This is a genomic window from Tenacibaculum pacificus, assembly GCF_027941775.1.
GTDB classification, from domain to species: domain Bacteria; phylum Bacteroidota; class Bacteroidia; order Flavobacteriales; family Flavobacteriaceae; genus Polaribacter; species Polaribacter pacificus_A.
In genome coordinates this window covers 2,048,463-2,071,862 of sequence record NZ_CP115917.1, presented here as the reverse complement: position 1 = coordinate 2,071,862, position 23,400 = coordinate 2,048,463, and the positions used below count along the sequence as shown (strand labels likewise).

The 23,400-nt window shown below is 29.2% G+C and carries 19 protein-coding genes and 1 other RNA gene; 6 read left to right on the top strand and 14 right to left on the bottom strand.

The annotated features are described in order from the left end of the window. Positions 1 to 26: 26 nt before the first annotated feature. Genes PG913_RS09435 through PG913_RS09425 form a run of 3 tightly spaced genes read right to left on the bottom strand, consistent with a single transcriptional unit; the run spans position 27 to position 3,899 of the window. Positions 27 to 476 carry a hypothetical protein gene (locus tag PG913_RS09435; protein WP_271230489.1) on the bottom strand — a complete coding sequence of 150 codons (450 nt, stop codon included), beginning with the start codon at positions 474 to 476 and terminating at the stop codon, positions 27 to 29. 59 nt (positions 477 to 535) lie between these two features. Beyond that, on the bottom strand, positions 536 to 3,433 hold the full coding sequence (locus PG913_RS09430) for an FAD-binding and (Fe-S)-binding domain-containing protein (protein ID WP_271230488.1): 2,898 nt from the start codon (positions 3,431 to 3,433) through the stop codon (positions 536 to 538). Positions 3,434 to 3,440: 7 nt separating this feature from the next. Continuing rightward, positions 3,441 to 3,899 carry an Lrp/AsnC family transcriptional regulator gene (locus PG913_RS09425; protein WP_271230487.1) on the bottom strand — a complete coding sequence of 153 codons (459 nt, stop codon included), beginning with the start codon at positions 3,897 to 3,899 and terminating at the stop codon, positions 3,441 to 3,443. A gap of 154 nt (positions 3,900 to 4,053) precedes the next feature. On the opposite strand from PG913_RS09425, the gene PG913_RS09420 reads away from it, so the two are divergent. Beyond that, a complete protein-coding gene (locus tag PG913_RS09420) occupies positions 4,054 to 4,857 on the top strand; it encodes a DUF1338 domain-containing protein (RefSeq protein WP_271230486.1) in 804 nt (267 codons plus the stop codon). A gap of 131 nt (positions 4,858 to 4,988) precedes the next feature. Beyond that, complete coding sequence (gene prfA, locus PG913_RS09415; RefSeq protein ID WP_271230485.1) at positions 4,989 to 6,065, top strand: peptide chain release factor 1; 1,077 nt, start codon at positions 4,989 to 4,991, stop codon at positions 6,063 to 6,065. Positions 6,066 to 6,238: 173 nt separating this feature from the next. On the opposite strand, the gene PG913_RS09410 is transcribed toward prfA, so the two are convergent. Genes PG913_RS09410 through PG913_RS09390 form a run of 5 tightly spaced genes read right to left on the bottom strand, consistent with a single transcriptional unit; the run spans position 6,239 to position 10,563 of the window. Further along, positions 6,239 to 6,481 (bottom strand): hypothetical protein, encoded by a 243-nt coding sequence (locus tag PG913_RS09410; protein WP_271230484.1) that lies wholly within the window; start codon positions 6,479 to 6,481, stop codon positions 6,239 to 6,241. 2 nt (positions 6,482 to 6,483) lie between these two features. Then, positions 6,484 to 7,452 (bottom strand): deoxyhypusine synthase family protein, encoded by a 969-nt coding sequence (locus PG913_RS09405; RefSeq protein WP_271230483.1) that lies wholly within the window; start codon positions 7,450 to 7,452, stop codon positions 6,484 to 6,486. A 2-nt stretch (positions 7,453 to 7,454) separates the two neighbouring features. Beyond that, complete coding sequence (locus PG913_RS09400) at positions 7,455 to 8,231, bottom strand: RMD1 family protein (RefSeq protein ID WP_271230482.1); 777 nt, start codon at positions 8,229 to 8,231, stop codon at positions 7,455 to 7,457. Continuing rightward, a complete protein-coding gene (speB, locus tag PG913_RS09395) occupies positions 8,232 to 9,176 on the bottom strand; it encodes an agmatinase (protein ID WP_271230481.1) in 945 nt (314 codons plus the stop codon). Then, entirely contained in the window at positions 9,166 to 10,563 is a 1,398-nt protein-coding gene (locus PG913_RS09390) for an arginine decarboxylase (RefSeq protein ID WP_271230480.1), read from the bottom strand. Before PG913_RS09390 ends, speB begins: the two co-directional genes overlap by 11 nt. Positions 10,564 to 11,219: 656 nt before the next feature. On the opposite strand from PG913_RS09390, the gene PG913_RS09385 reads away from it, so the two are divergent. Next, positions 11,220 to 12,278 (top strand): HNH endonuclease domain-containing protein, encoded by a 1,059-nt coding sequence (locus PG913_RS09385; protein ID WP_271230479.1) that lies wholly within the window; start codon positions 11,220 to 11,222, stop codon positions 12,276 to 12,278. A gap of 67 nt (positions 12,279 to 12,345) precedes the next feature. On the opposite strand, the gene ssrA is transcribed toward PG913_RS09385, so the two are convergent. After that, positions 12,346 to 12,740: a transfer-messenger RNA gene (ssrA, locus tag PG913_RS09380) on the bottom strand. 241 nt (positions 12,741 to 12,981) lie between these two features. Between ssrA and PG913_RS09375 the strand changes: the two genes are divergently transcribed. Both PG913_RS09375 and PG913_RS09370 read left to right on the top strand, forming a co-directional pair. Next, positions 12,982 to 14,193 (top strand): NAD(P)-dependent oxidoreductase, encoded by a 1,212-nt coding sequence (locus PG913_RS09375; RefSeq protein WP_271230478.1) that lies wholly within the window; start codon positions 12,982 to 12,984, stop codon positions 14,191 to 14,193. 63 nt (positions 14,194 to 14,256) lie between these two features. After that, positions 14,257 to 14,472: a DUF3820 family protein gene (locus tag PG913_RS09370; protein WP_271230477.1), complete on the top strand. Its 216-nt coding sequence runs from the start codon at positions 14,257 to 14,259 to the stop codon at positions 14,470 to 14,472. Positions 14,473 to 14,703: 231 nt separating this feature from the next. Here the strand turns inward: PG913_RS09370 and PG913_RS09365 are convergent, their stop codons facing one another. Together PG913_RS09365 and kdsA are read right to left on the bottom strand one after the other, a co-directional pair. After that, on the bottom strand, positions 14,704 to 15,663 hold the full coding sequence (locus PG913_RS09365) for a transglutaminase domain-containing protein (RefSeq protein ID WP_271230476.1): 960 nt from the start codon (positions 15,661 to 15,663) through the stop codon (positions 14,704 to 14,706). Between the two features lie 39 nt (positions 15,664 to 15,702). Beyond that, a complete protein-coding gene (kdsA, locus tag PG913_RS09360; RefSeq protein ID WP_271230475.1) occupies positions 15,703 to 16,521 on the bottom strand; it encodes a 3-deoxy-8-phosphooctulonate synthase in 819 nt (272 codons plus the stop codon). A 90-nt stretch (positions 16,522 to 16,611) separates the two neighbouring features. Between kdsA and PG913_RS09355 the strand changes: the two genes are divergently transcribed. Beyond that, the gene (locus tag PG913_RS09355) at positions 16,612 to 17,610 is read left to right on the top strand and encodes a M28 family peptidase (protein WP_271230474.1); all 999 of its coding nucleotides are present in this window, start codon (positions 16,612 to 16,614) and stop codon (positions 17,608 to 17,610) included. 527 nt (positions 17,611 to 18,137) lie between these two features. Here PG913_RS09355 and PG913_RS09350 read toward each other — a convergent pair. The 3 genes from PG913_RS09350 to PG913_RS09340 are packed head-to-tail and all read right to left on the bottom strand — an operon-like array spanning position 18,138 to position 23,382. Continuing rightward, positions 18,138 to 18,635 carry a hypothetical protein gene (locus PG913_RS09350; RefSeq protein ID WP_271230473.1) on the bottom strand — a complete coding sequence of 166 codons (498 nt, stop codon included), beginning with the start codon at positions 18,633 to 18,635 and terminating at the stop codon, positions 18,138 to 18,140. Positions 18,636 to 18,686: 51 nt separating this feature from the next. After that, positions 18,687 to 23,165, bottom strand: a complete 4,479-nt coding sequence (locus tag PG913_RS09345) for an alpha-2-macroglobulin family protein (protein WP_271230472.1) — start codon at positions 23,163 to 23,165, stop codon at positions 18,687 to 18,689. Beyond that, positions 23,122 to 23,382 (bottom strand): hypothetical protein, encoded by a 261-nt coding sequence (locus tag PG913_RS09340; protein WP_271230471.1) that lies wholly within the window; start codon positions 23,380 to 23,382, stop codon positions 23,122 to 23,124. The genes PG913_RS09345 and PG913_RS09340 overlap by 44 nt, the downstream gene beginning before the upstream one ends. Between the last annotated feature and the right edge of the window lie 18 nt (positions 23,383 to 23,400).

The following is a 23,400-nucleotide window of genomic DNA, read 5'->3' as shown; positions in this document are numbered from 1 at the left end:
TTTTTTAATAAATTTTGATGAAAATATTAAGCAATATTTACACTTATTTTGTAATTTTTATAATATTGCATTAAGATAAACGAACAAATAACCGAAGAGGCAATTCCTTCAATAGCTAAAGCAAAAACAACCAAACCTAAACTTAAATTTTGTCCCCAAAATGCAGAGTTTTCCAATACTGACATAAAACTTGGGTCTATAAAATCTACATAAATAATTATTCCAACAATAGACAACCCAACAGCCATTATTGAAGTCCCTATTCCTACAGAAAAGTTATTAATATATAAGGATTCTTTATTTTTATTCATATTCGTTCGTATAGCGTTATTTATTCCCCAAAGAATAAAACCAAAATTTAAAAATCGTAGTTCAGAAATTTTATCAAGTCCTAAAACTTTCATTAGTAAAAAAAAGATAGCAATTCCTGCGAAAATTAATATAGCATTATTTATAATTATTTTGTTACTATTCATAATATGTTTTTTAAAGTTAAGTCCTTAATATACGAAATAATAACCTTATAATCAATATTTTATGATAGCGCTTCTTTTAGGATAGTAACAGGATGTTTAGCAATACGTTTTGTTCCATCATAAATTTGATGACGACAACTTGTACCCGCAGCTACAATTTCGGTATCTGTAGCACAGTTTCTAATTTTAGGAAATAACGTGTCTTCACCAACTTGCATACTTACTTTGTAATGTTCTTTTTCATAACCAAAAGAACCCGCCATTCCACAACAACCTGTATTCATAATGGTAACTTTATAGTTTTCAGGAATATTTAAAATTGAAAAACTAGAATGAGTTGATGACAATGCTTTTTGATGGCAATGCCCATGAATTTTAAGCGTTTTAGTTTCTTTTGTAAATAACGCTGTATCTATATTTTCTTTTTGATGTTCAGCAGCTAAAAACTCTTCAAAAGTAAATACATTTTTAGCGATTTTTTTAGCAGATATTTTATCATCAGCTAAACGAATATATTCATCTCTAAAAGTTAAAATTGCCGAAGGTTCTATTCCTATTAATGGAGTTTCTTCAGATATTAAATCTTTAAAAATAGCTACATTTTTATTAGCCAGCGTTTTTGCTTCGTTTAAAAATCCTTTAGAAATATGACTTCTTCCGCTTTCTTCGTGTGCTATGTTTTTAACTTCGTATCCTAGTTTTTCTAATAAAATAACAGCGTCTTTACCAATTTCAGCATCATAAAAATTAGTGAATTCATCGTTAAATAAATAAACTGCTTTTTTAGATTTTGTTGATAGATGTTTTTTTAACCAAACAGATAAAGGTTGTTTTGCTAACTTCGGAACAGTTCGTTCTGTAGCAACGCCCATTATTTTTTTAGCTAATAAAGTGTTGGTTAAAAAGTTTGTGATAACAGGAATTTTACTTCCTAGTTTATTATATTTTGCATTATTGGCAAACAAAGTACTTCTAAAAGAATAACCATTTGTTTCTTGATATTGATATAAAAATTCGGCTTTCATCGAAGCGATATCAACATTACTTGGGCATTCTGTGGCACAAGCTTTACAACTTAAACATAAATCTAAAACTTCTTTTAATTCTTTAGAATCGAATTTATTTTCAGCAGTATTATTTGTTAAAACTTCTCGTAACATATTTGCTCTTGCACGAGTGGTTTCTTTCTCATTTCTAGTGGCTCTATAACTTGGGCATAATGTTCCACCTGCTTCAGGTGATTTTCTACAATCTCCCGAGCCATTACATTTTTCAGCTAATTTTAAAATTCCTTCGCTTTCAGAAAAATCTTGCAATGTTTTTATAACAGGTTCTTTTCTGTCAATTTCATAGCGTAAATTTTTATCCATCGGAAAAGCGTCGGTAATTTTTCCTTGATTAAAAACATTCTGCGGATCAAAAGCTTTTTTTATCCTTCTTAATAATTGATAATTTTTATCACCAATCATTAACGGAATAAATTCGGCACGAACAATTCCATCGCCATGTTCACCACTAAACGAGCCTTTATATTTTTTTACAAGCTCGGCAGTTTCTGTGGTTATTTTTCGGAATAAAACAACATCTTCCTGTTTCTTCAGATTTAAAATAGGGCGTAAATGTAATTCTCCAGCACCAGCATGTGCATAATAAACGGCATCTTGCTGATACTTATCCATAATTTGAGTGAATTCTTCAATATATTCTGGTAAATCTTCCAAAGCAACGGCTGTATCTTCAATACAAGCAACGGCTTTCATATCGCCAACAATATTTCCTAATAAGCCTAAACCTGCTTTTCGTAAGTGATGTACTTTTGCTATATCATCGCCATAAACTTTAGGGTAATGATGCCCGAAATTATTCGATTTTAAATCTTCAATTAATTTATCAGCTTGAATTTCTGCATCTTCTAAAGTATCCGAAGAAACTTCTAACATTAAAACAGCTTCAGGATCATCTTGTAAAAAGAATCGGTTTTTAGCTTGTTCTCTGTTATTTTTGGTACAATCTAAAATAACTTTATCCATTAATTCACAGGCATACAATTTGTGTTTCATTGCGGTAACCGTAGCTTTTAAACTTTGGTTGATACTTGTAAAATGTGGACAAACCATAATACTAAAAGTAGGAGGTAAGTCGTTTAATTGTATGGTGATTTCTGTCGAAAAAACTAAAGTTCCTTCGCTTCCTGATAAAAATTTTGCAGGATTTATAGTTGTTTCATTTCCTCCAAATAAATCGGATTTTAAAAATTCATCAACAGCGTATCCTGTATTTCTTCTGTGGATTTCTGGCTTTGGAAATTCATTTATAATTTCTTTTTGAATTGCTTCTTGAGAAAGTTCGTTGTAAATAGTTTTATAAATAGTTCCTTCTAAAGTTTGATTTATTTTTTTCTGATGAAACTCTTGCGAAGTAATTTCTGAAAAAATAACATCGCTTCCATCAGCTAAAATTCCTTCGATAGTAATTACTTTATCACGAGTAACTCCGTAGCGAATTGAAGTACTTCCTGATGAATTATTTCCAACCATTCCACCAATCATACAGCGATTAGAGGTTGAGGTATTCGGACCAAAAAATAATCCGTAAGGTTTTAAAAATCGGTTTAAATCATCACGAATAATTCCAGGTTGTACGGTAATTGTTTTATTTTTTTCATCAAAAGCCAATATATTGGTAAAATGTTTCGAAACATCGACCACAATTCCATCGCCAACACATTGCCCTGCTAATGAAGTTCCCGCAGTTCTAGGAATTAATGTAACTTTATTTTTGGTAGCAAAATCAATTAGTATTTTAATATCTTCTGAATCCTTCGGATAGGCAACTGCTAACGGAATTTTTCGATATACAGAGGCATCCGTAGCATATAAGGTTTTATGTAAATCATCAAAAAATAATTGACCTTTTAAGCTTTTATCTAAATTTAATAATAGTATTTTTTCTGTCATCTTTTAGTTATTCAATAGGAATATTTCTTTTAAAGCAAGTGTCAAAACAAATAAAAGTATCGGTACCTGCAACACCGTTTATCAAATGTACATTATCGTATAAAACCTTTTGTAAATGTTCGTTATCTCTGGCGTAAATCAGAATAAAAATAGCATAATTACCCGATACAAAGTTACATTCGGTAATTTCGGGTATTTTTTCTAGTTCTTTCATTACATCTTTAGCAAAACGTGCTTCTCGTAACCGAATACCTGTATATGATTTGGTTTTGTAGCCTAACATTTTTTCATCTAAAATAAATTCAGCATTTTTTATAACGCCCTCAGTAGTGAGTTTTTTTATCCGTTGATGAATTAAAGAGTTCGAAACATTTAGTTCTTCTGCTATTTGCGAGTAAGCTTTTCTAGCATCTGAACGTAGTTTTAAAAGTATTTGTTTATCGATATAATCAAATTGATTATTCATTTTCTGTTTTTTGATTAAAAAAATGTTATTTTGGTTTTTAAAACTTTAAAATTGTTGTGTTTTACCATAAAATAACTTGTTGATGTGTAAAATTAATCATTTTTAACTTTTATTAAAAGGAATATGATTTAATTTGTAGTAAAATTATCAAAATATGACAACAGCACAAATATTTGAAAAGTTATGGAAAGAGTACACAGAACGTACTCCTTCTGCACAAAAAATTAAAAATTTATTTACAGATAAAGGTAATGCGGTTTATAATGATCATGTTGCTTTTAGAACTTTTGATGATGAGCGTGTAAATATTGAAGTATTAGCAACGCCATTTTTAGAAGCTGGTTACCAAGAATGTGGTGATTACACTTTTGAAGCTAAAAAATTATATGCAAAACATTACGAGCATAAAACTGATAAAAATGCTCCACGTGTATTTATTAGTCAGCTAAAGACAAAAGAATTTTCTGAAGAATTACAAGCAACTGTAAAACGTTTAATCGATGGATTATCAGAAGAAGATTTAAATCCTGCCGAATTAGTTTTTAAAGGTCGTTTATGGGAACAACCTTCTTTTGAAGTTTATGAAAAATTACAAGCAGAAACTGAATATGCAGCATGGTTATATGTAAACGGATTTTGTTCAAATCACTTTACGGTAGATGTAAATAAACTAGATACTTTTAAATCGTTACAAGAAGTAAACGAATTTTTAAAAGAAAAAGGCTTTAAAATGAATACTTCTGGTGGAGAAATAAAAGGAACTCCAGCGGTGTTTTTAGAGCAATCAAGTGTTTTAGCTGATAGAATTCCTGTAACTTTTAAGGAAGTTACAAAAGAAATTACTTCTTGTTATTATGAGTTTGCTTTTCGTCATGCTATGAAAAACGGTGAATTATATTCTGGTTTTATTGCAGGTTCTGCAGATAAAATTTTTGAAAGTACCGATATGAAATTATAAACTTATTTTAATATATTAAAAAAACGTATATCAATGCTGTAATAGCATTGATATACGTTTTTTTATTTGAACATATTTTAAAAATAATTCCGATAAAAATCCGTAAATTCGCAAACCAGAAAAGCTAGAAGATGTTAGACAAATTAAGAATTATAAAGCAACGTTATGACGAAATTTCGGATTTAATTATCCAACCAGAAGTTATAATGGATCAAAAACGTTACGTTAAGTTAAGTAAAGAATATAAAGATTTAGGTAAAGTTGTAAAGAAAGGTGAAGAGTATAAAAGCCTAACCGATTCAATTGAAGAAGCTAAAGAAATTATAGCTGACGGTAGTGATGCTGAAATGACGGAAATGGCTAAAATGGAAATGGATGACGCTAAAAAGCGTATTCCTGTTTTAGAAGATGAAATTAAGTTTATGCTTATTCCGAAAGATCCTGAAGATGGTAAAAATGCCGTTGTAGAACTTAGAGCAGGAGCAGGTGGAGATGAAGCAAGTATTTTTGCAGGTGAATTATTTAGAATGTATACTAAATATTGCGAAGGTAGAGGCTGGAAAGTATCAACAGTAGATTATTCTGAAGGAACAAACGGAGGTTTTAAAGAAATTCAATTTGAAGTTTCTGGTGATGATGTTTATGGAACATTAAAATTTGAGGCAGGTGTACACCGTGTACAACGTGTACCGCAAACCGAAACACAAGGTCGTGTACATACATCGGCAGCAACTTGTATGGTTTTTCCTGAAGCTGAAGAATTTGATGTAGAAATTAACCCTAAAGAGGTACGTATTGACTTTTTCTGTTCGTCAGGTCCTGGAGGGCAGTCGGTAAATACAACGTATTCAGCGGTTCGTTTAACACATATTCCTACTGGTTTAGTAGCGCAATGTCAAGATCAGAAATCGCAACATAAAAATAAAGAAAAAGCGTTTAAAGTATTACGTTCTCGTTTATACGAAATGGAGTTAGCAAAGAAAAATGCTGCTGATGCTTTAAAACGTGGAACGATGGTTACTTCTGGTGATAGATCTGCAAAGATTAGAACCTATAACTTTCCACAAGGACGTATGACCGATCATAGAATTGGTTTAACTTTATATGATTTATCAAATATTATTAATGGTGATATTCAGAAAATTATTGATGAGTTAATGCTTGCAGAAAACACTTCTAAATTAAAAGAATTAGGAGAAACTATTTAATAAAATATACTAATTACTATTATATATTAAAAAACACGTAATCAATTTGATTACGTGTTTTTTTTAATAAATTATACAATACTAAAATTAGTATCGAGAATTTGAGTTTCTCGACAAAGTTCTCGATACTATTTTTGAAAATAACTAGCATTCATAATTTTTATTGAGCTATTTTATAACTCTTCAAATGATTCTTCATCTTCTGAATAATCTTCCATAGTTTGTTCTAACATTGCACTGATTTTTACAAGATATAGTGTATCATCAGTTTTAACTTCTACAGCTTTTACAGTTTCTCCTTTAGTATTTTTAAAGGAAATAATATCAGTATAATCGTAACCATCAGGATATTTTTCAATTAATAAATCTAAAATATCAGTTGTTAGTTTTTTGTATTCTACAATTACTCGTTTCATATTTACATTTCTAAAAGATACGCAAAAATTAATGGTGCAACAATAGTTGCATCACTTTCAATAATAAACTTAGGTGTATCAATATCTAATTTTCCCCAAGTTATTTTTTCATTTGGTACAGCTCCAGAGTACGAACCGTAACTTGTTGTTGAATCTGAAATTTGACAGAAATAACTCCAAAAAGGTGTGTCTTCTCTTTCCATATCTTGATATAACATTGGCACTACACAAATAGGGAAATCACCAGCAATACCACCACCTATTTGAAAAAATCCGATACCATTATCAGAATTATCAGTATACCAATCAGCTAAAAAAGTCATGTATTCGATACCTGATTTCATCGTACTAGCTTTTAAATCTCCTTTCATTACGTAAGAAGCAAAAATATTACCCATCGTAGAATCTTCCCATCCAGGAACAACAATCGGTAAGTTTTTTTCGGCAGCAGCATACATCCATGAATCTTTTAAATCGATTTCATAATACTCTTCTAATACGCCTGAAAGTAATAATTTATACATGTATTCACGTGGAAAATAACGTTCATCATTATCTTCGGCATCTTTCCAAATTTTGAATATGTGTTTTTGTAATCTTCTAAAAGCTTCATCTTCAGGGATACACGTGTCTGTAACTCTGTTTAAACCCTTTAACAATAAATCCCATTCATCTTGTGGGGTTAAATCACGATAATTAGGAATGCGTTTGTAGTGAGAATGTGCTACTAAATTCATCACATCTTCTTCTAGGTTTGCACCTGTACACGAAATAATATGTACTTTTTCTTGGCGAATCATCTCTGCAAATATTTTACCTAATTCGGCAGTACTCATTGCTCCAGCTAATGAAACTAACATTTTAGCTCCTTCAGCTAATTGTGTTTCATACCCTTTGGCAGCATCGACTAAAGATGCTGCGTTAAAGTGTAAAAAATATTTTTCTATAAAATTTGTAATTGGTTTTTGCATTTTTATATGAATTTTTCAATAATAACTTGTATAATTTCAAAAAGGATTAAAATGATAATAATCCACTCTAACATACTGCTGTATTTATGTTGTAGTATGTCGTTAAAAAGATCTAAGTTTTCTTTAATGATGTTTAAACTATTTTGTGTTCCTTGATATCTTTTTACAATATCTAATTCATCTTTTAATTTATAATCTAATGTTGATAAATCTTTATTACTCCAAGCTAAATCCGAAGTATCAAAAACATATAGATTCTCGGTAATATTGTTTTTTAAATTCATGGTACTACCTATGAATTTTCTCATGTTTGTTTTAGTTAATTTAAAACTACCTGTACGTTCTAATTGCTTAGAATAGATTAATGTTTTATCATGTAAATCAGATGTTTTATTTACGTAATTCATCAATGCCACAGATTGCGCTAAATTCAGCATTATAATATGTGCTACATCTTCATTTAATTCTTTTATTTGGATGCTTCCAAAATCAACTTCTATTTCATTATTAAAAATTATTTTATAATCTTCAGAAGGTAGTTGTGCCACTTTTTTACTTCCTTTAGATAAAATATCAATGTTTTTTTTAATTAAAATAGCATCACAATTTATAAAAACAACACTTCCGTAATCCTTAATATATAAATAAGAGTCAGCATTTATTTTGTATAATAAAAAAGAATGTTCTCTTTTAATTAACGTATAATCTGTTAGCAGATTACGAATTTCATTTAGTTGAATTTTTTCTTCTAAATGATATGCGATGGCTTGTAAATCCATTTAAAACTCTTCGTTTAATTTATTTTTAAACTTAGGTACAGTATGCTGGTTATTTTTTTTGATATTAAAATCAGTAGTATCTTCATCTGTATTTGAAGAAAATTTATAACTCAACATTTTATAGTACAATTTAGCAGCTAAAAAATCTGATGATTTATCAATTGTATTAGGGCATAATTCTACGATATCAAAACCAACAACATTTTTCTCTGTAAATACTTTTTTCAAGAATTCTAGTGTTTCATAATAAAACAATCCTCCAGGTTCAGGAGTACCTGTACTTGGCATTATTGATGGGTCTATGGCATCTAAATCAAAAGTAATAAACACGTTGTTTGTTAATTGATCGATAACATCTTCCATCCAATATTCATTAACAGCCATATCATGAGCAAAAAAAGTTTTATCCATGTTCATAGCTGTTTTTTCTGAAGCGTCCATACTTCTTATACCCACTTGTACTAAATTGGTATTTTGACTAGCTTCGTAAACAGCACAAGCATGATTGCATGATGAGCCTTGATATTCTTTACGTAAATCAGCATGTGCATCAATATGTAATACTGTTAAGTTGTTGTAACATTCATTAAAAGCTCTAATTGTTCCAATAGAAATTGAGTGTTCTCCACCAAAAAGAGTTACAAATTTATTTTTATTGATGTACTTTTTAGTTGTTTGGTGAACCGCTTCTACCATTTTTTCTGGTGATGCGTTTTCAAGTACAGCATCGGCTAAATAAATTCCTTCTTTATAAACTTCGCTATCAGTTTCGATGTCGTATAATTCCATATTTTCAGAAGCTTTTAAAAATGCTTCTGGTCCTTTATCGGCACCTTTTTGCCAAGTACTTGTACCGTCGTAAGGTACAGGAATTAAAACGATGTTTGCTGTTTCTAATTTTGCGTAGTTTTCAGGAATCCCTGCGTATGTTGTTTTATTTTTCATATCCTAAAATAGCAAGTAATGCTTCACTTTTTTGTTGTTCTTTAAATAATTTAGTTGTTATATTTCCGTTGATATCTTTTGAAATTAACACGTGTTTTGGATGTGGAATTAAGCAATGTTGTAATCCGCCAAAACCACCAATAGTTTCTTGATAAGCACCTGTGTTAAAAAAACCGATATATAATGGATTTTCTTTTTCATAAGTAGGTAGATAAATACCGTTTACACGTTGTTCCGAATTGTAATAATCATCACTATCACAAGTTAAACCACCTAATAAAACACGCTCATATTTATGATTCCATTTGTTTAAAGGAAGCATAATAAAACGTTTGTTAATCGCCCAAGCATCAGGTAAAGTGGTAATGAAAGAGGAATTAATCATGTTCCATTTTTCACGGTCGTTTTGTTTTTTCTGATACAATATTTCATAGACAGCACCTCCAGCTTCTCCTACGGTAAAGCTTCCGAATTCGGTAAAAATATTAGGAACATCCACTCCAGCTTCTTTACAAGTAAGGTTTATCTGATTTATTATTTCATCAACCATATATTCATAATCATACTCAAATGCTAATGAATTTTTAATAGGAAAACCTCCACCTATATTTAAACTATCTAATGTTGGGCATACTTTTTTTAAAGCTGTATAAACGTTTAAACATTTTAATAATTCGTTCCAATAATAAGCATTGTCTTTTATACCTGTATTGATAAAAAAATGTAGCATTTTTAATTCTACCTGTGGATTTTTGGCAATTTCACGTTGATAAAACGATACAATGTTTTTATAACCAATTCCTAAACGACTGGTGTAAAATTCGAATTTTGGTTCTTCTTCTGAAGCAATTCGAACACCTACTTTAAAATTACTTTTAGTTTCTTTTAATAGTAAACTTAGTTCTTCGTAATTATCAATAATAGGTACACAGTTTTTGTGTCCTGAATCAATTAAATTCGCAATATTTGTAACATATTGATCTCTTTTAAAACCATTACATAACACAAAAGCATCGTTACTTAACTTGCCTTCTTTCTTTAATTTTTTAACAATATCAATATCAAAAGCCGATGAGGTTTCTATGTGAATATCATTTTTAAGAGCTTCTTCCAATACATATTTAAAGTGCGAACTTTTAGTACAATAACTGTAATTATAAGTTCCTTTATATTGGTGTTTTTCTATTGCTTTATGAAACCAATTTTTTGCTCTATGTATATTTTCTGATATTTTTGGCAAATAAGTAAATTTTAATGGCGAACCATATTGCTTTACTAAAGCCATCATATCAATATTATGAAAAAATAAGTTATCATTTTTAGTATGAAATTCTTCTTGCGGAAAATCAAAAGTTTGTTCGATTAAATCTTTATATCTGGTATTCATTATCTATTGGTTTGGCTGTTTTTTGGGTACAGCAAGGTTTGTTCAAAAAATAGCAACAACAAAATGTTGTGATTTTTTCAAATTAATAAAATTTTAAAAAACAAATGATACACCTATCTTATAGGCGAATTTGTTAGACCAAAAAGAAAATGAATAGTTAGAGTCTTAACGCAAGACAATGACCAGACTGATTATGAAAATTCAGTGGTAATGAATAATTGTACGAAGAGGAAGAAACCTTAATTTTTTCGTTGTGTTTCCAAAACACAAAATAACCTTTTATCTCCCAACAAAAGTTATTTTCGAAATAAGTAAAACGTTGCATTGAACCTATCTAATAAGATGTGGTAAATGTAAACTTTTTTTTAATATCACAAAATTATTTTTATTTTTTTTGATAAAAATAATTACATCTTTATTTTGAACTGTTATTTGTGTTTAAAAATTTGATTAGTAGGTTTTTAGTTTGGGTTTGTTTTACGGATTACTACGCTTTAAATAATTTACTGTTGCTATATTAAAGATATTATTTAATCAATTTAACTACTTTTTAATGATGAAAAGAGCTGGAAAATAGTATCAAAAATTTTTAATATTTCTGAAAATCATTTTGTAGCTTGCCAATAGAATTATGTGTCTTTTTTAATTTTAAAATAATGAATTTAATTCCTATTAATACTATTTTCAGAAATACAACTAGTAGTTATAAATATTACTGGTGGTTATCTATCATAGAAATATCTTTTTTAGAGGATAAAGAAAACATTTCTTATAATGAGATTATATTTAAAGTTATTAGTAAAATTTGGTATCCTGTTAATTATTTTAAACTTTCGTTCGGAAAAAGAGACCGATGTGCTTTTTTTATAAAAGAAATTCAAAGAGAGTATAATTTAGAAGATAATCTAAGTGAAAGAGATTTATATCAATTTTTGATTGAAAATAAGGATAGTAAATTTTTAACTAAAATTACTTCAGAATTAACAAGATATGTTCCTTTTCGATTTATTAGAGCTTGGTATGCTGAAGAAACAAGAGGTTTAAAAGATGGAATTATTAATTCTAAAATTGTAGAATTACAAGATAATAAAGCACCTTACACAATAAATATTGAGCTCAAAGAAATTAAGATAAACAAAGATTGGACTTTTTGGATTAAGACTAATTATAATTTAATAAAGTCATATACTTATTTTGAATTAATAAAATATTTAGAGAGCGAAAATCCTCAAACATCAAATTTATCTAAAAAAATAGATAAACCAACTTTAAGAAAACTTTCTACGCCAACAACATATTGGAAGAAATATATTGTAGAAAACCCAAATAAACTAGATATTTTTGAAAATAAACCATTAATTTCAATGAAAGAAGTTAGCATAGACCATTTTCTTCCTTGGAGTTTTTTTACACATGATTTAATTTGGAATCTTCATCCTGTAAGTAAAAATATAAATTCTTCAAAAAATAATTATCTTCCAAAAGAAAAATATTTAATACCTTTTTGTTTTTTACAATATGATTTTTGTAAATTTTTATTAAATGAAAAAGCTAATAAAGTTTTAGAAAATTATTACTTATTGTTTAAGTGTTCTAATGATGAATTAAAAAATACCTCAAAAGAAGATTTTTCAAAAAAAATCAATAATTATTATCTTCCTCAATATGAAATAGCTAAAAATATGGGATTTAACTGTAATTGGTTTTTGAAATAGTTTTTTTGACACCTAAATTATCACCTAAAAATAAAAACCCTGTAAATACTAGGTTTACAGGGTGTAATTGTGGAGACGCCGGGAATCGAACCCGGGTCCAAACAAGCAGTTCAAATGCTTTCTACATACATATTTCTTTCTTAATTTTCGACAAGTAACTGATTAAGAACAATCTGTTAAAAGCTTATCTTCTTTAGTTTCAAAAACCTGCCGAAGCTTCAGGTTTTCTATATTTACTTTTACGATATCCAAAAGTGAAGCGCCGTAAATCAAGGCTATTCGTGGACATAAAGCTTGCACACCTTGTGTGCCTAGGCCAATCCTACTGTGATTCGGATTAAGCAGCTAAAGCGTAGTTATTCTCGCCGTTTAAAAAGTTGAAATAAAGTTTAACGAGTTATCTATTCACTGCTCGGCATGCTTACATTATCGCTGGTCTCGCTGTCAAAACCAGTCGTCCCCAAAATGTTGAAATCACAAAATTATAAGTTAAAAAATAGTAAGATTATTAATATCTTTGAGTGATGAGTTGTTCTATCAAAAAAGAAAACGAATCTTGCTATTTTAAATTTCCATAATTTGTGGGATGCAAATATATGAAAATACTATTTGTAGAATAGATTTAAAACAATTATTTTCGCTTAAATAATAGTAATATATAACAATTACTGTTTATTTGTTTAATTTTACACAAAAAAGAAGAATGAAATTCGGAATTATTAAAGAACGTAAAAATCCACCAGATAGAAGAGTAGTTTTTTCACCTAAAAAACTACAAGAATTTAAAGAACAATTTCCTGATGCAGAAATTGTAGTTGAAAGTTCTGATATTAGAGTTTTCAGCAACCAAGCATATAAAAATGCAGGTTTAGAAGTGGTAAGTGATATTTCAGATTGCGATGTATTATTGGGTGTAAAAGAAGTTCCTTTAGAAGCTTTAATTCCGAATAAAAAATATTTTTTCTTTTCGCATACTATCAAAAAACAACCTTACAATCGTAAATTATTAAAGGCTGTATTAGCTAAAAATATTGAACTATACGACCACGAAACAATTATAAAAGAAAATGGTGCTCGATTAATTGGCTTTGGTCGTTACGCAGGTTTAGTAGGAGCTTATAATGGTTTTAGAGCTTTAGGTCTACGTGAAAATCTATTTACCTTACCAAAGGTAGAAACTCTTTTAGATTTAGACGCTGTAAAAGTTGAATTAGATAAAATAACTTTACCTAATATTAAAATTTTACTTACTGGTACAGGTAAAGTAGCACATGGAGCTAGAGAAATTTTAGATTACTTAAAAATTAAACAAGTTAGTGATACTTTATATTTAACTGCTGATTTTACAGAGCCTGTATATTGTCTTGCAGATGTTATGGAATATAGTAAGCGTATTGATGGAAAAGTAGGGGACAAGTTTACTTTTTATAAAGACCCAAGTGGTTACGAAAGTAATTTTATGCCATATGCGAAAATGACAGATTTCTTTATTGCAGGTCACTTTTATGGTACTGGTGCTCCGTATTTATTTACAAAAAAAGATGCTAAACATGCAGATTTTAAAATTAAATATGTAGCTGATATTTCTTGTGATGTTAATGGTCCTGTAGCTAGTACTATTCGTTCTTCAACTATTGCTGATCCTATTTATGGATATAATCCTACAACTGGATTAGAAATTGATTTTAGAGATGAAAAAGCAATTACAGTAATGGCTGTTGATAATTTACCATGTGAATTACCAAAAGATGCTAGTGAAGGTTTTGGTGAAATGTTTTTAGAAAATGTAATTCCTGCTTTTTTTAATAATGATAAAGATGGGATTTTAGAAAGAGCAAAAATGACCACAAACGATGGTAAATTAACCGAACGTTATTTATATTTACAAGATTATGTAAATGGAATATCAGAATAGTAAAAAATACAAAAAAAATAAGAATAAAATCCCGCTAATGCGGGATTTTTTTTATCCAAATATATGTTACCAGATAAACAGTTTTTAATTGATACAGCCCAAATGAGAATGCCTTTTGGTAAATACAAAAGTTATTATTTAGTCGATTTGCCAGAACATTATATTGTTTGGTATAAAAATAAAGGTTTTCCTAATGGGAAATTAGGTAAAATGATGGGCTTAGTATATGAAATGCAATTAAATGGTTTAGAAGAAATTTTACGAAAAATTAGAAACTAATCTTTTTTATTTTTTAAATATTTAAAACAATAAGAATTATTATAGATATGATATAAAAGCTACTATTTTAGTGGAAGTTCTATTAGAAGCTTATAACACGAAAAATTACTTTTTAGCCCCGATTGAAGCAATTGTTTGAGCTCTTTTTTATTTTTTTCTTTTAAAAAATAAAAAAAGCGAGTGCGGAAAGCGGGAAATAGCTTCTAAAAAAACATTATTTAAAATAATATATTATTTTATTAAAAACTCTAACATAACTTCTTTATCAATAATTAAATAAACTTCTTTGCTATTTTTAGGTGGAAGAATACTTACAATCGTCTGATTTTTTTCAAAAGAAATTTTTGGCTTTTGGGCATATTTTACACCTTTAAATCCACAATATATAGTTTGATTTTTAGCAATATTTTCAAGGGTAAAAGTAATCGGTGTATTTGCTTTTTTAGTAATGATACCATTGATAGGCGTTATCAATTTATACGATGTTTTAAGAAAAGAACTACTATATATCGGTTGCTGAAAATATGCTTGTAAACTCATTCTTTTTACACGTAATTGCCATAATATATCATCAGGAAAGTGGGTTAGAAAATATTTTTCTTTAGGGATATTAAAATAATATTCATTAAAACTACGTTGCCAACGTCCATTATTAACAGCTCCTGCTGCCCAAGTAGCATCTAAATACAGCCATTTATTGTTAAGTTTTACAGCATTCCAAGCATGATTGGCAGGGTTGTTTACTTTGCCGATATCATTAGAAGAAATTCGAACATGACCTTTTATTACGTCATTTTCAATATTTAAAAGCGTACAAATTTTACTAAATGTTTGAGCATAACCTTCGCAAACACCACTTCTTCTAGCCATTGTTTTTTTAACAATATCATTTTTTATATTGTTAATTTTGGTTTGTTTTTCGGCTTCGTTTCTATATCTAAAATTGATTCTTTTTTTAGAAGGATTATAAAATGCCTTTAAATCATATCGAATATTAAAAGCAATCCAACTAAATACCGCTCTTACTTTTTCGTCATCAGAAGTAAAATCGGCTGAAATTTTGTCGGCTAATTTATTTGCTGTAATTATTTTAGGATAGGTTTTTATTTTAGCATCAACAGTTGAGAAATCTTGAGCAGATAGGGTAGCAGTAGTAATAACGAATACTAAAAATAAATAAAGTTGCTTCATATAAGAGTTTAAAACAACTTTATTTATCAAAAATTGTGCCTATAAATTATTGACAGTTTTTCTAATTGCTACTAAGTTTGTTAACAGTTTTTCTAAATAATCAAGATGTAACATATTAGCACCGTCACTTTTTGCATTTGCAGGGTCAAAATGTGTTTCAATAAATAAACCATCGACATTATTAACAACTCCAGCTCTTGCAATTGTTTCAATCATATCTGGTCTTCCACCTGTAACACCACTTGTTTGGTTGGGTTGTTGTAACGAATGAGTTACATCTAAAACAGTAGGCGCAAATTCACGCATTGTTGGGATTCCTCTAAAATCAACAATCATATCTTGATAACCAAACATAGTTCCTCTATCGGTAATCCATGCTTGTTGATTTCCTGCATCGTGTACTTTTTTAACAGCGTGTTGCATTGCTTCAGGACTCATAAATTGTCCTTTTTTCAAATTAACTACTTTACCAGTTTTGGCAGCTGCTACCACTAAATCAGTTTGACGTACTAAAAAAGCAGGAATTTGTAAAACATCAACATATTCGGCAGCTTTGTAAGCATCTGAAACTTCGTGAATATCAGTAACCGTAGGAACATTAAACGTTTCAGAAACTTTTCTTAATATTTTTAATGCTTTTTCATCACCAATTCCTGTAAAACTATCAATTCTACTTCGGTTTGCTTTTTTAAAACTTCCTTTAAAAATGTAAGGGATTTGTAATTTATCAGTAATTGTAAGTATTTTTTCAGCAATTTGCATTGCCATTTCTTCACTTTCAATAGCACAAGGACCTGCTAAAAGGAAAAAATTGTTAGCATCAGTATGTTTTATATTCGGAATAAGTTTTAAGTCCATCGTTGTAAATTTTCAACAAAATTAAGAAATTAATTTGGCTATATTTAACCTTTTAAATTAAATAAGAATCAATATTATAAATTGTATCCGATGAAAAATAATATAAAAAGAATACTTTACGTATCAGCATTTGTACCTGCTTTGTTATTGTCTTGTAAAACAGTGCAAAATGATGCTAGTAAAGCTGTGAATACCATAGTTAAAAATAATAATAAAAGAAATGTTATTGATTCTTTAGTTGTTAAAAAGCACTTATATACATTGGCTTCGGATGAAATGCAAGGTCGAAAACCTGGAACAGTAGGTATGGAGAAAGCAACCGTTTATATTGAAAATGAGTTTAAGCGTATTGGATTAAAAACTTATGATAATTTAGCGACTTATCGCCAAAATTTTATACATAAAGGAATTAAAATGAGTAATATTATTGGAGTTTTAGAAGGGAAAAGTAAAAAAGATGAAATTGTAGTTATCTCTGCACATCACGACCATTTAGGTGCAAAAATAGTAGGAGAAGGTGATTTAATTTTTAATGGTGCAAATGATGATGCTTCAGGAGTTACAGGTGTGTTAACATTAGCCGAATATTTTGCGAAAAAAGGTACAAACGAAAGAACTATTTTATTTGTATGTTTTACTGCGGAAGAAATGGGTTTAATTGGTTCTGAATTTTTTGGAAAAGGAATTGACGCAACTAAATTTGTAGCAGGTATTAATTTAGAAATGATTGGTAAAACGCCGAGTTTCGGAAAAAATACCGCTTGGTTAACAGGTTTTGAACGTTCTGATTTTGGTAAGATTATTCAAAAGAATTTAAAAGGTACAGGTTATCAATTATTTGCTGACCCGTATGATAAGTTTAATTTATTTTTTAGATCAGATAATGCTTCTTTGGCTCGTTTAGGAGTGCCAAGTCATACTTTTTCTACAACGCCAATTGATGTTGATAAAGATTATCATAATGTTTCTGATGAAGCCGAAACCTTAAATATGACCGTAATTACCGAAACAATTAAAGCAGTTGCTAAAGGAACTGAAAGTATTATTAACGGAAAAGATACGCCTACAAGAGTTGTTATTAAAAATTAGCTTCGTGTTTTTATAATTATTAGAGCCTGTTTAAATTTTGGTCAATAAAATTTTATTACAAAAATTCAGAAATAACCTGTCAGTTCGAGTGATTTTTTTCCTTTAAAAAAAATGTATTGAGAACTTTTTAGCATCAAAATCAATCAAAATAAAATTCTCGATACAATTTTAATTCCTTCTAGTCATTAAAATTACTCGAATTGACAAAATTGCGGCAAATCAGGATGAGAAACTAAAATAAAATCTCTTTGACGGATTCTGTTTTTTAGCTATAAAACATTTTTAAATGAAATTTATATAGGCTCTTAAAATAAATTATTCTTGATAAAAAGTAATATTCAAAATAGTGCAAATGCCTAGCCCCGATTGAAGCAATTGTTTGAGCTCTTTTTTTGATTTTTCTTCAAAAAAAAGCGAGTGCGGAAAGCGGGAAATTGCTTCTAATCATTTTTTGAATTTTGATAAAAAAGCGATATTCATAAAATAAAAAAACCTCCAATATTTGGAGGTTTTTTATGTTTAAAAATTTAAAATTGGTAACGAATACTTAATCCAAAATCTGAATTAAAACCTTCGTAAAAATTACCAAAACCAAGTTCTGGTCTAAAATCTAAAGAAACTATTAACGGAATATCAAAATTATATTCAAGGCCAATAACACCAGCTCCGAATAAATAAGTTTCAGAATCACCATTTACTTTGACTCCTGAAATAGTTTTATCTTTTACTTTCCAAGTTCCTAATCCACCACCAAAACCAGCATACCAATTAAAGTCGTTTTCTAACTGCCAAACCCATTGATAAAGCCCTGTAGCCTTCATTCCGCTATAATTATTATTGCCTCTAAGACCTAAATCAATTTCTAATCGATTGGTATCGCTTAGTTTTCTTTGATATGAAATTTCTGCTCCAAATCCGCTATTATCACCGAAACGGATACCAATTGCATTTTCTGAAATATCTTGTGCGTTTACAGATACAGCACCTAATGTTAAAAAGCCAATGGCTAATAATAATTTTTTCAATGATTTTTAAATTTTAATAATACGTATTCTTCCTACAATTTAGATGCCAAACTATTTTATAATAATTCTTTCTCCTTTTGAATGACTACTAAATTCTGGTGCATACATATTTTGTATGGTTGTAATTCCGTTACTGAAATTACCAGCATTATTTACACGAACATCATATTCGAAAACAAAAACACCTTTTGGTAAACGGTCGAAAAAGAAATTTGTTGAAGCGTCTTTTGTAGCTTCATAATAATATAAATTATCTTGTGATTTATATTGCGAAAGTACATTTATTGGTTCAACTCCTGAAGCTCTCATATCTTTCATATGTACAAATTCCATGTTTCTATCAGAGCGTAATTCGATTCTTACGGTAATTAAATCGCCAACTTTTAAGTTTGTTTTATCGGTTATTTTAATTAGTTCTTTACCAGTATCCGAAGTTATTTTTTTAAATAGGTTTTTACGTAATTTCAACGGAGTTTCTGCCGATGTAATTTTATCTAAATCCTCAAAATACTGCCAATATAAACCTCCCCAAGCAATACCTTTTCCTTTTTTAGAAATAGTAACTTCGCTCATATTTGGTGTAATTTCGTTGCCATTCCACGATGTTTTAAAATATCCTGTACCAGCTTCTACTTTTACATTTTCTAGTTTTGATGCTTCAATTTTATTGTTTCCAATTTTCACATCTACCATATCGGTAATTGAAAGCCAGTCGCTACCTTGTAAAAGTAAGGCGTAAACGGCTTCGGTAGTTGCTTTGGTAGTTTTCCAACGATTTGTTTGCTTGTTTTTAAGTAACCATATTTTTAAGTTATCAACTGTTTTTGTATCGTTTTCAATTTCAGAAAAAGCTTCAATTAACAAAGATTGTGTTTCAATTGGTGCTTGATAACTATAATATCCTGCAATATTACTTTTCCAATACATTCCTAATTCATCCGAAGTAATACTATTTTCTTTTAATGATTTTAAAATTTTAGAAGCAAGAATTTTGTTATCATTTCTAAATTGAATTAAACTAATTTGCCCTTGTGCGTATAAATTGTAATCTTTCCAAAAAGTAGCAGATTGCTTTTTATAATACGAAATTGCTGTTTTGGTTTTAGAAGCAACATCAATTTCAGGATAAAAACTACGCATATATAAATATTGAATAGTTGCATAACTTAAATGATTTTTCTTTAGATATTCTTCAGAAGCACTTTGTCCTTTTTTGGCTTTTATTCTTGCCGCTTCTTTTAGTAAATTATCGTATTGAATTGCTATTTCAGCATCTAAAAAACGAACTGCTTTTTCTAAAACTTGTGTTATTTTGTTATCAAAATTAGATACACCTAATTTTTTTAAATGTCCGAATCCGCTTGCAATATGCTGCGTAATATAAGTATTTGGATAATTTCCACCTTTAAACCAAGGAAAACCTCCGTTACTCATTTGCATATTTTGAAGCTTATTGATTGCATTTTCTTGCTCATTTTTCATTTTATTCAAATCGAATAATAAAGCAATACGTTTCTTTTGTTCGGTTTCCGATTGCGCATCACGAAGCCAAGGGGTTTCTTGAATTATCAATGATTTTAACTCTTGATTTTTTTCAAGATTTGATAACAACGCATCGCTCGATTTCCATTGCTTAAATACTTCTTGAATCTTCGGATTTGAATTTGCGATAAAACTAGCCAAGGTATTTGCGTAATAACGTACAAAAGTTTGTTCGCTACATTCATACGGATATTCCATTAAATACGGCAAAGCTTGCACCGCATACCACGCAGGATTTGAGGTTATTTCTAAAGTTAATTTATGATGTTTTAAACTTGTAGAAGTATTGTTTTTCAATTTATCAAGCGTAAAAGTTTTTGTTTGATTCGAACCGACCCACATCGGCAAGGTTTCGGTAACCAACATTCTGTTCGATAAAACAGGTAACACATTTTGTTCACCATCAGAAAAATTGTCAGCCTTTGCTACAATTTTATATTGAACAGCTTGGATGTCATCAGGAATAGCTAAGTTCCAAGAAACACTAGTATTTCCTTTTGAATTTACACTAAAACTTTGATTTTTTGTTGAATTATCTAACAAATTAATTTCTTTTCCTGTAATGGCATCCGTTAAAATTAATTGAGAAATTCCTGCTAGGTTTTCTTCGGATAAATTCGAAATTTTAGCACTCAAAGTTATGTTGTCACCTTCTCTTAAAAATCGTGGCGCATTTGGTGTAATCATTAATTCTTTTTGAGTTACGGTTGTAAGTGTTTTAGTAGCCGATAAAGCTTCTTTTGTATGTGCTAATAATTGCAATTTCCATTTGGTTAACGCCTCAGGAGTTGTAAAACGAAAAGAGATGTTTCCTTTTTTATCAGTAGTTAAATGCGGATAAAAGAAAGCCGTTTCTTGCAGGTTTTTACGGATTTTAATGCCTTTTAAAGAGGTGTTTTTTGGTTTGTCATTTACATCAGATTTGTTTTTAGAAAAAGAACTATCTTCAATTTCTGTTAGTTCACTTTCATCTGTTTCAGTTGATTCAATAACAGTTTCTTCAACTAATTCTTCTTCTTCTTGAATAGCTCCACTTTCAGAAATATCCATGTTCATTCCTCGACTACTATTTTTACTCATCATCGTTCTACGACGATAATCTTCACCAAATCTGAATCCAAACCATTTTAGTTTATCATATTGTTGATTTGAATAACTATTTGAATACTGTCTATTAAAAACTCGAAAATGCTCGTTTCCAAAACTATGATACGCACTTGACGAATTTCCACGAGAATAATAAGTAGCTGTTCTTATTGGGTTAAATGACCAATTATGAGATTTAAATTCATCTAAAGAAGCATCGTACATACTTGCTAAAACTTCAGCAGTTACTTTGTTTTTCTTATCATTTTTAATAGTGAAACTCCATTTTTCGGTAGTTCCAGGTTGTAATTTATCTCTAAAAGTATTGGTTTCAATACTGATATTTTCTTGTTGATTTTCTACTGAAATATTTAATAATCCAGTATCAAAAGAATTATAATTTACAAAATAATATTTGATAGCAAAACCTTTAACATCCTCTTTATTAACAGGGATTTCAATGTTTTTTATTTCATTATTTAGATGAATAAATTTAGTGTCAATCGTTTTATAATCTTTTTCAATTTCAACAATTACAGTCATATCTTTTGATGCCGAGCCAATTTGTACGCAAACAGTTTCATCAATATTATACATTTTTTTATCTGTTTTGATAAAAAACAATTGATTATCAGCTACTTTTTCTTCGGATGTACTCGTAATATTAAAATGTGCTTTGTCTGTTACTTTTTGATTAAATTTATCTGTCGTATTTAAAACAGCAATATATGCTCCTGAAGTCCAATTTTTAAGATGATTTAAAATAAGTGCTGTTGATTTTTGTGTATCAAAAGATTCTTCAAAAACAAGCGCACCTTTTTTCCAAGTAGTTTGATTTATTTCTTCTTTAGAATAGGCATCATGCGGAAATAATTTATTGAATTCATTTTCAGAAATATCTTGATAATCAGGCGTATTCCAAGGTCTTTTACGCAACGGGTTTTTAGGTGCTTGAAGCTTGTAAATTTTTACAGTTCCTTTACTAGGTGTAAATTGTCCGTTTAAATTGTTGGTTGTAATAGTTATTTCGTGCTGTTTTTCGTCTTTATTAAGCATCGAATTAATTTGTAAAGAAGCCAATAAAGCATGATATCCAACATTTACAATAGTGGTTGTGCTTCGTGTTTCTCCGTTTACATCGGTAATATCTGCGGTAATTTCGTAATTAAAAACAGGCAGACTTTCTTTGTTTACACTTTGGTCAGGTATCGCTTTAAATTGAATTGAAAAATTACCTGATACATCTGTAACTGTTTCTCCGTGTGTAATTTCTTGAGCTTCTACGGATGAATTAGCACCACGCCAATACCACCAACTCGGATACTGTACTTTTCTATGTACACGATATACAACTTTAGCATCGGTAACATTTGCACCTGAAAAAGCTTTTGCAAATCCGTTTACGGTAATAATATCATTTACTTTAAAAGTTTCGGTAACTGGATTAAAATCAGTTTCAAATTTTGGACGTTTGTATTCTTCAACTGAAATAGTATTGATATTATTTTCTTGTTCAAAGTAAAAAGGAATACCGTTTATAAGACTGTTTTTTTCTTTTGAATTTTTACGAATAGAAAAATTATATTCACCTGTTAAACCTGTATTTGGTAATATAATTTCACCAGATGCCGAACCAAATTCATTTAGTTTTAAATCTAAGGTTTTTACTTTTTGTCCGTTTATATCATTTAATGTTACTTCAATATATGAATTTGAAAAAGAGGTGTTTTTTTCTCCTTTCTTTTGAATTAAAATTGTTTTAAAATAAACCGTTTGCCCTGGTCTATAAATACTTCTATCAGTAAAAATAAATGGTTTTATTGTAATACTTTCTTTGTTCTTTTTTACCGTATTTTTTTCATTGTTTATATAAGTAGTAATTGCCAAAAATAGCGGTATCATTTTTCGATGTAACCGTTATTGATACATTATAATATCTATCATTGCTTATATAAGTTGCAAAACCATTTTTATCTGTAATTAATTTTTTATGTAATTTTTTTTCACCTCTACGTTCATTATTTTGTAATAATAATTGGGTATTTTCAATTGGTTTTCCTGTATTTCTATTTACAACTTGATACTTTGTTATATTGTTATCCGTATTTTCAATTAACACTAAGTTACTTACTTGAAT

Coding starts and splice junctions, on each gene's coding strand:
- PG913_RS09390 (WP_271230480.1), bottom strand. CDS start 10,563: ATGAATACCAGATATAAAGATTTAATCGAACAAACTTTTGATTTTCCG.
- PG913_RS09400 (WP_271230482.1), bottom strand. CDS start 8,231: ATGGATTTACAAGCCATCGCATATCATTTAGAAGAAAAAATTCAACTA.
- PG913_RS09430 (WP_271230488.1), bottom strand. CDS start 3,433: ATGACAGAAAAAATACTATTATTAAATTTAGATAAAAGCTTAAAAGGT.
- prfA (WP_271230485.1), top strand. CDS start 4,989: ATGTTAGACAAATTAAGAATTATAAAGCAACGTTATGACGAAATTTCG.
- PG913_RS09365 (WP_271230476.1), bottom strand. CDS start 15,663: ATGAAGCAACTTTATTTATTTTTAGTATTCGTTATTACTACTGCTACC.
- PG913_RS09420 (WP_271230486.1), top strand. CDS start 4,054: ATGACAACAGCACAAATATTTGAAAAGTTATGGAAAGAGTACACAGAA.
- PG913_RS09370 (WP_271230477.1), top strand. CDS start 14,257: ATGTTACCAGATAAACAGTTTTTAATTGATACAGCCCAAATGAGAATG.
- kdsA (WP_271230475.1), bottom strand. CDS start 16,521: ATGGACTTAAAACTTATTCCGAATATAAAACATACTGATGCTAACAAT.
- PG913_RS09345 (WP_271230472.1), bottom strand. CDS start 23,165: ATGATACCGCTATTTTTGGCAATTACTACTTATATAAACAATGAAAAA.
- speB (WP_271230481.1), bottom strand. CDS start 9,176: ATGAAAAATAAAACAACATACGCAGGGATTCCTGAAAACTACGCAAAA.
- PG913_RS09375 (WP_271230478.1), top strand. CDS start 12,982: ATGAAATTCGGAATTATTAAAGAACGTAAAAATCCACCAGATAGAAGA.
- PG913_RS09425 (WP_271230487.1), bottom strand. CDS start 3,899: ATGAATAATCAATTTGATTATATCGATAAACAAATACTTTTAAAACTA.
- PG913_RS09385 (WP_271230479.1), top strand. CDS start 11,220: ATGAATTTAATTCCTATTAATACTATTTTCAGAAATACAACTAGTAGT.
- PG913_RS09405 (WP_271230483.1), bottom strand. CDS start 7,452: ATGCAAAAACCAATTACAAATTTTATAGAAAAATATTTTTTACACTTT.
- PG913_RS09435 (WP_271230489.1), bottom strand. CDS start 476: ATGAATAGTAACAAAATAATTATAAATAATGCTATATTAATTTTCGCA.
- PG913_RS09410 (WP_271230484.1), bottom strand. CDS start 6,481: ATGAAACGAGTAATTGTAGAATACAAAAAACTAACAACTGATATTTTA.
- PG913_RS09355 (WP_271230474.1), top strand. CDS start 16,612: ATGAAAAATAATATAAAAAGAATACTTTACGTATCAGCATTTGTACCT.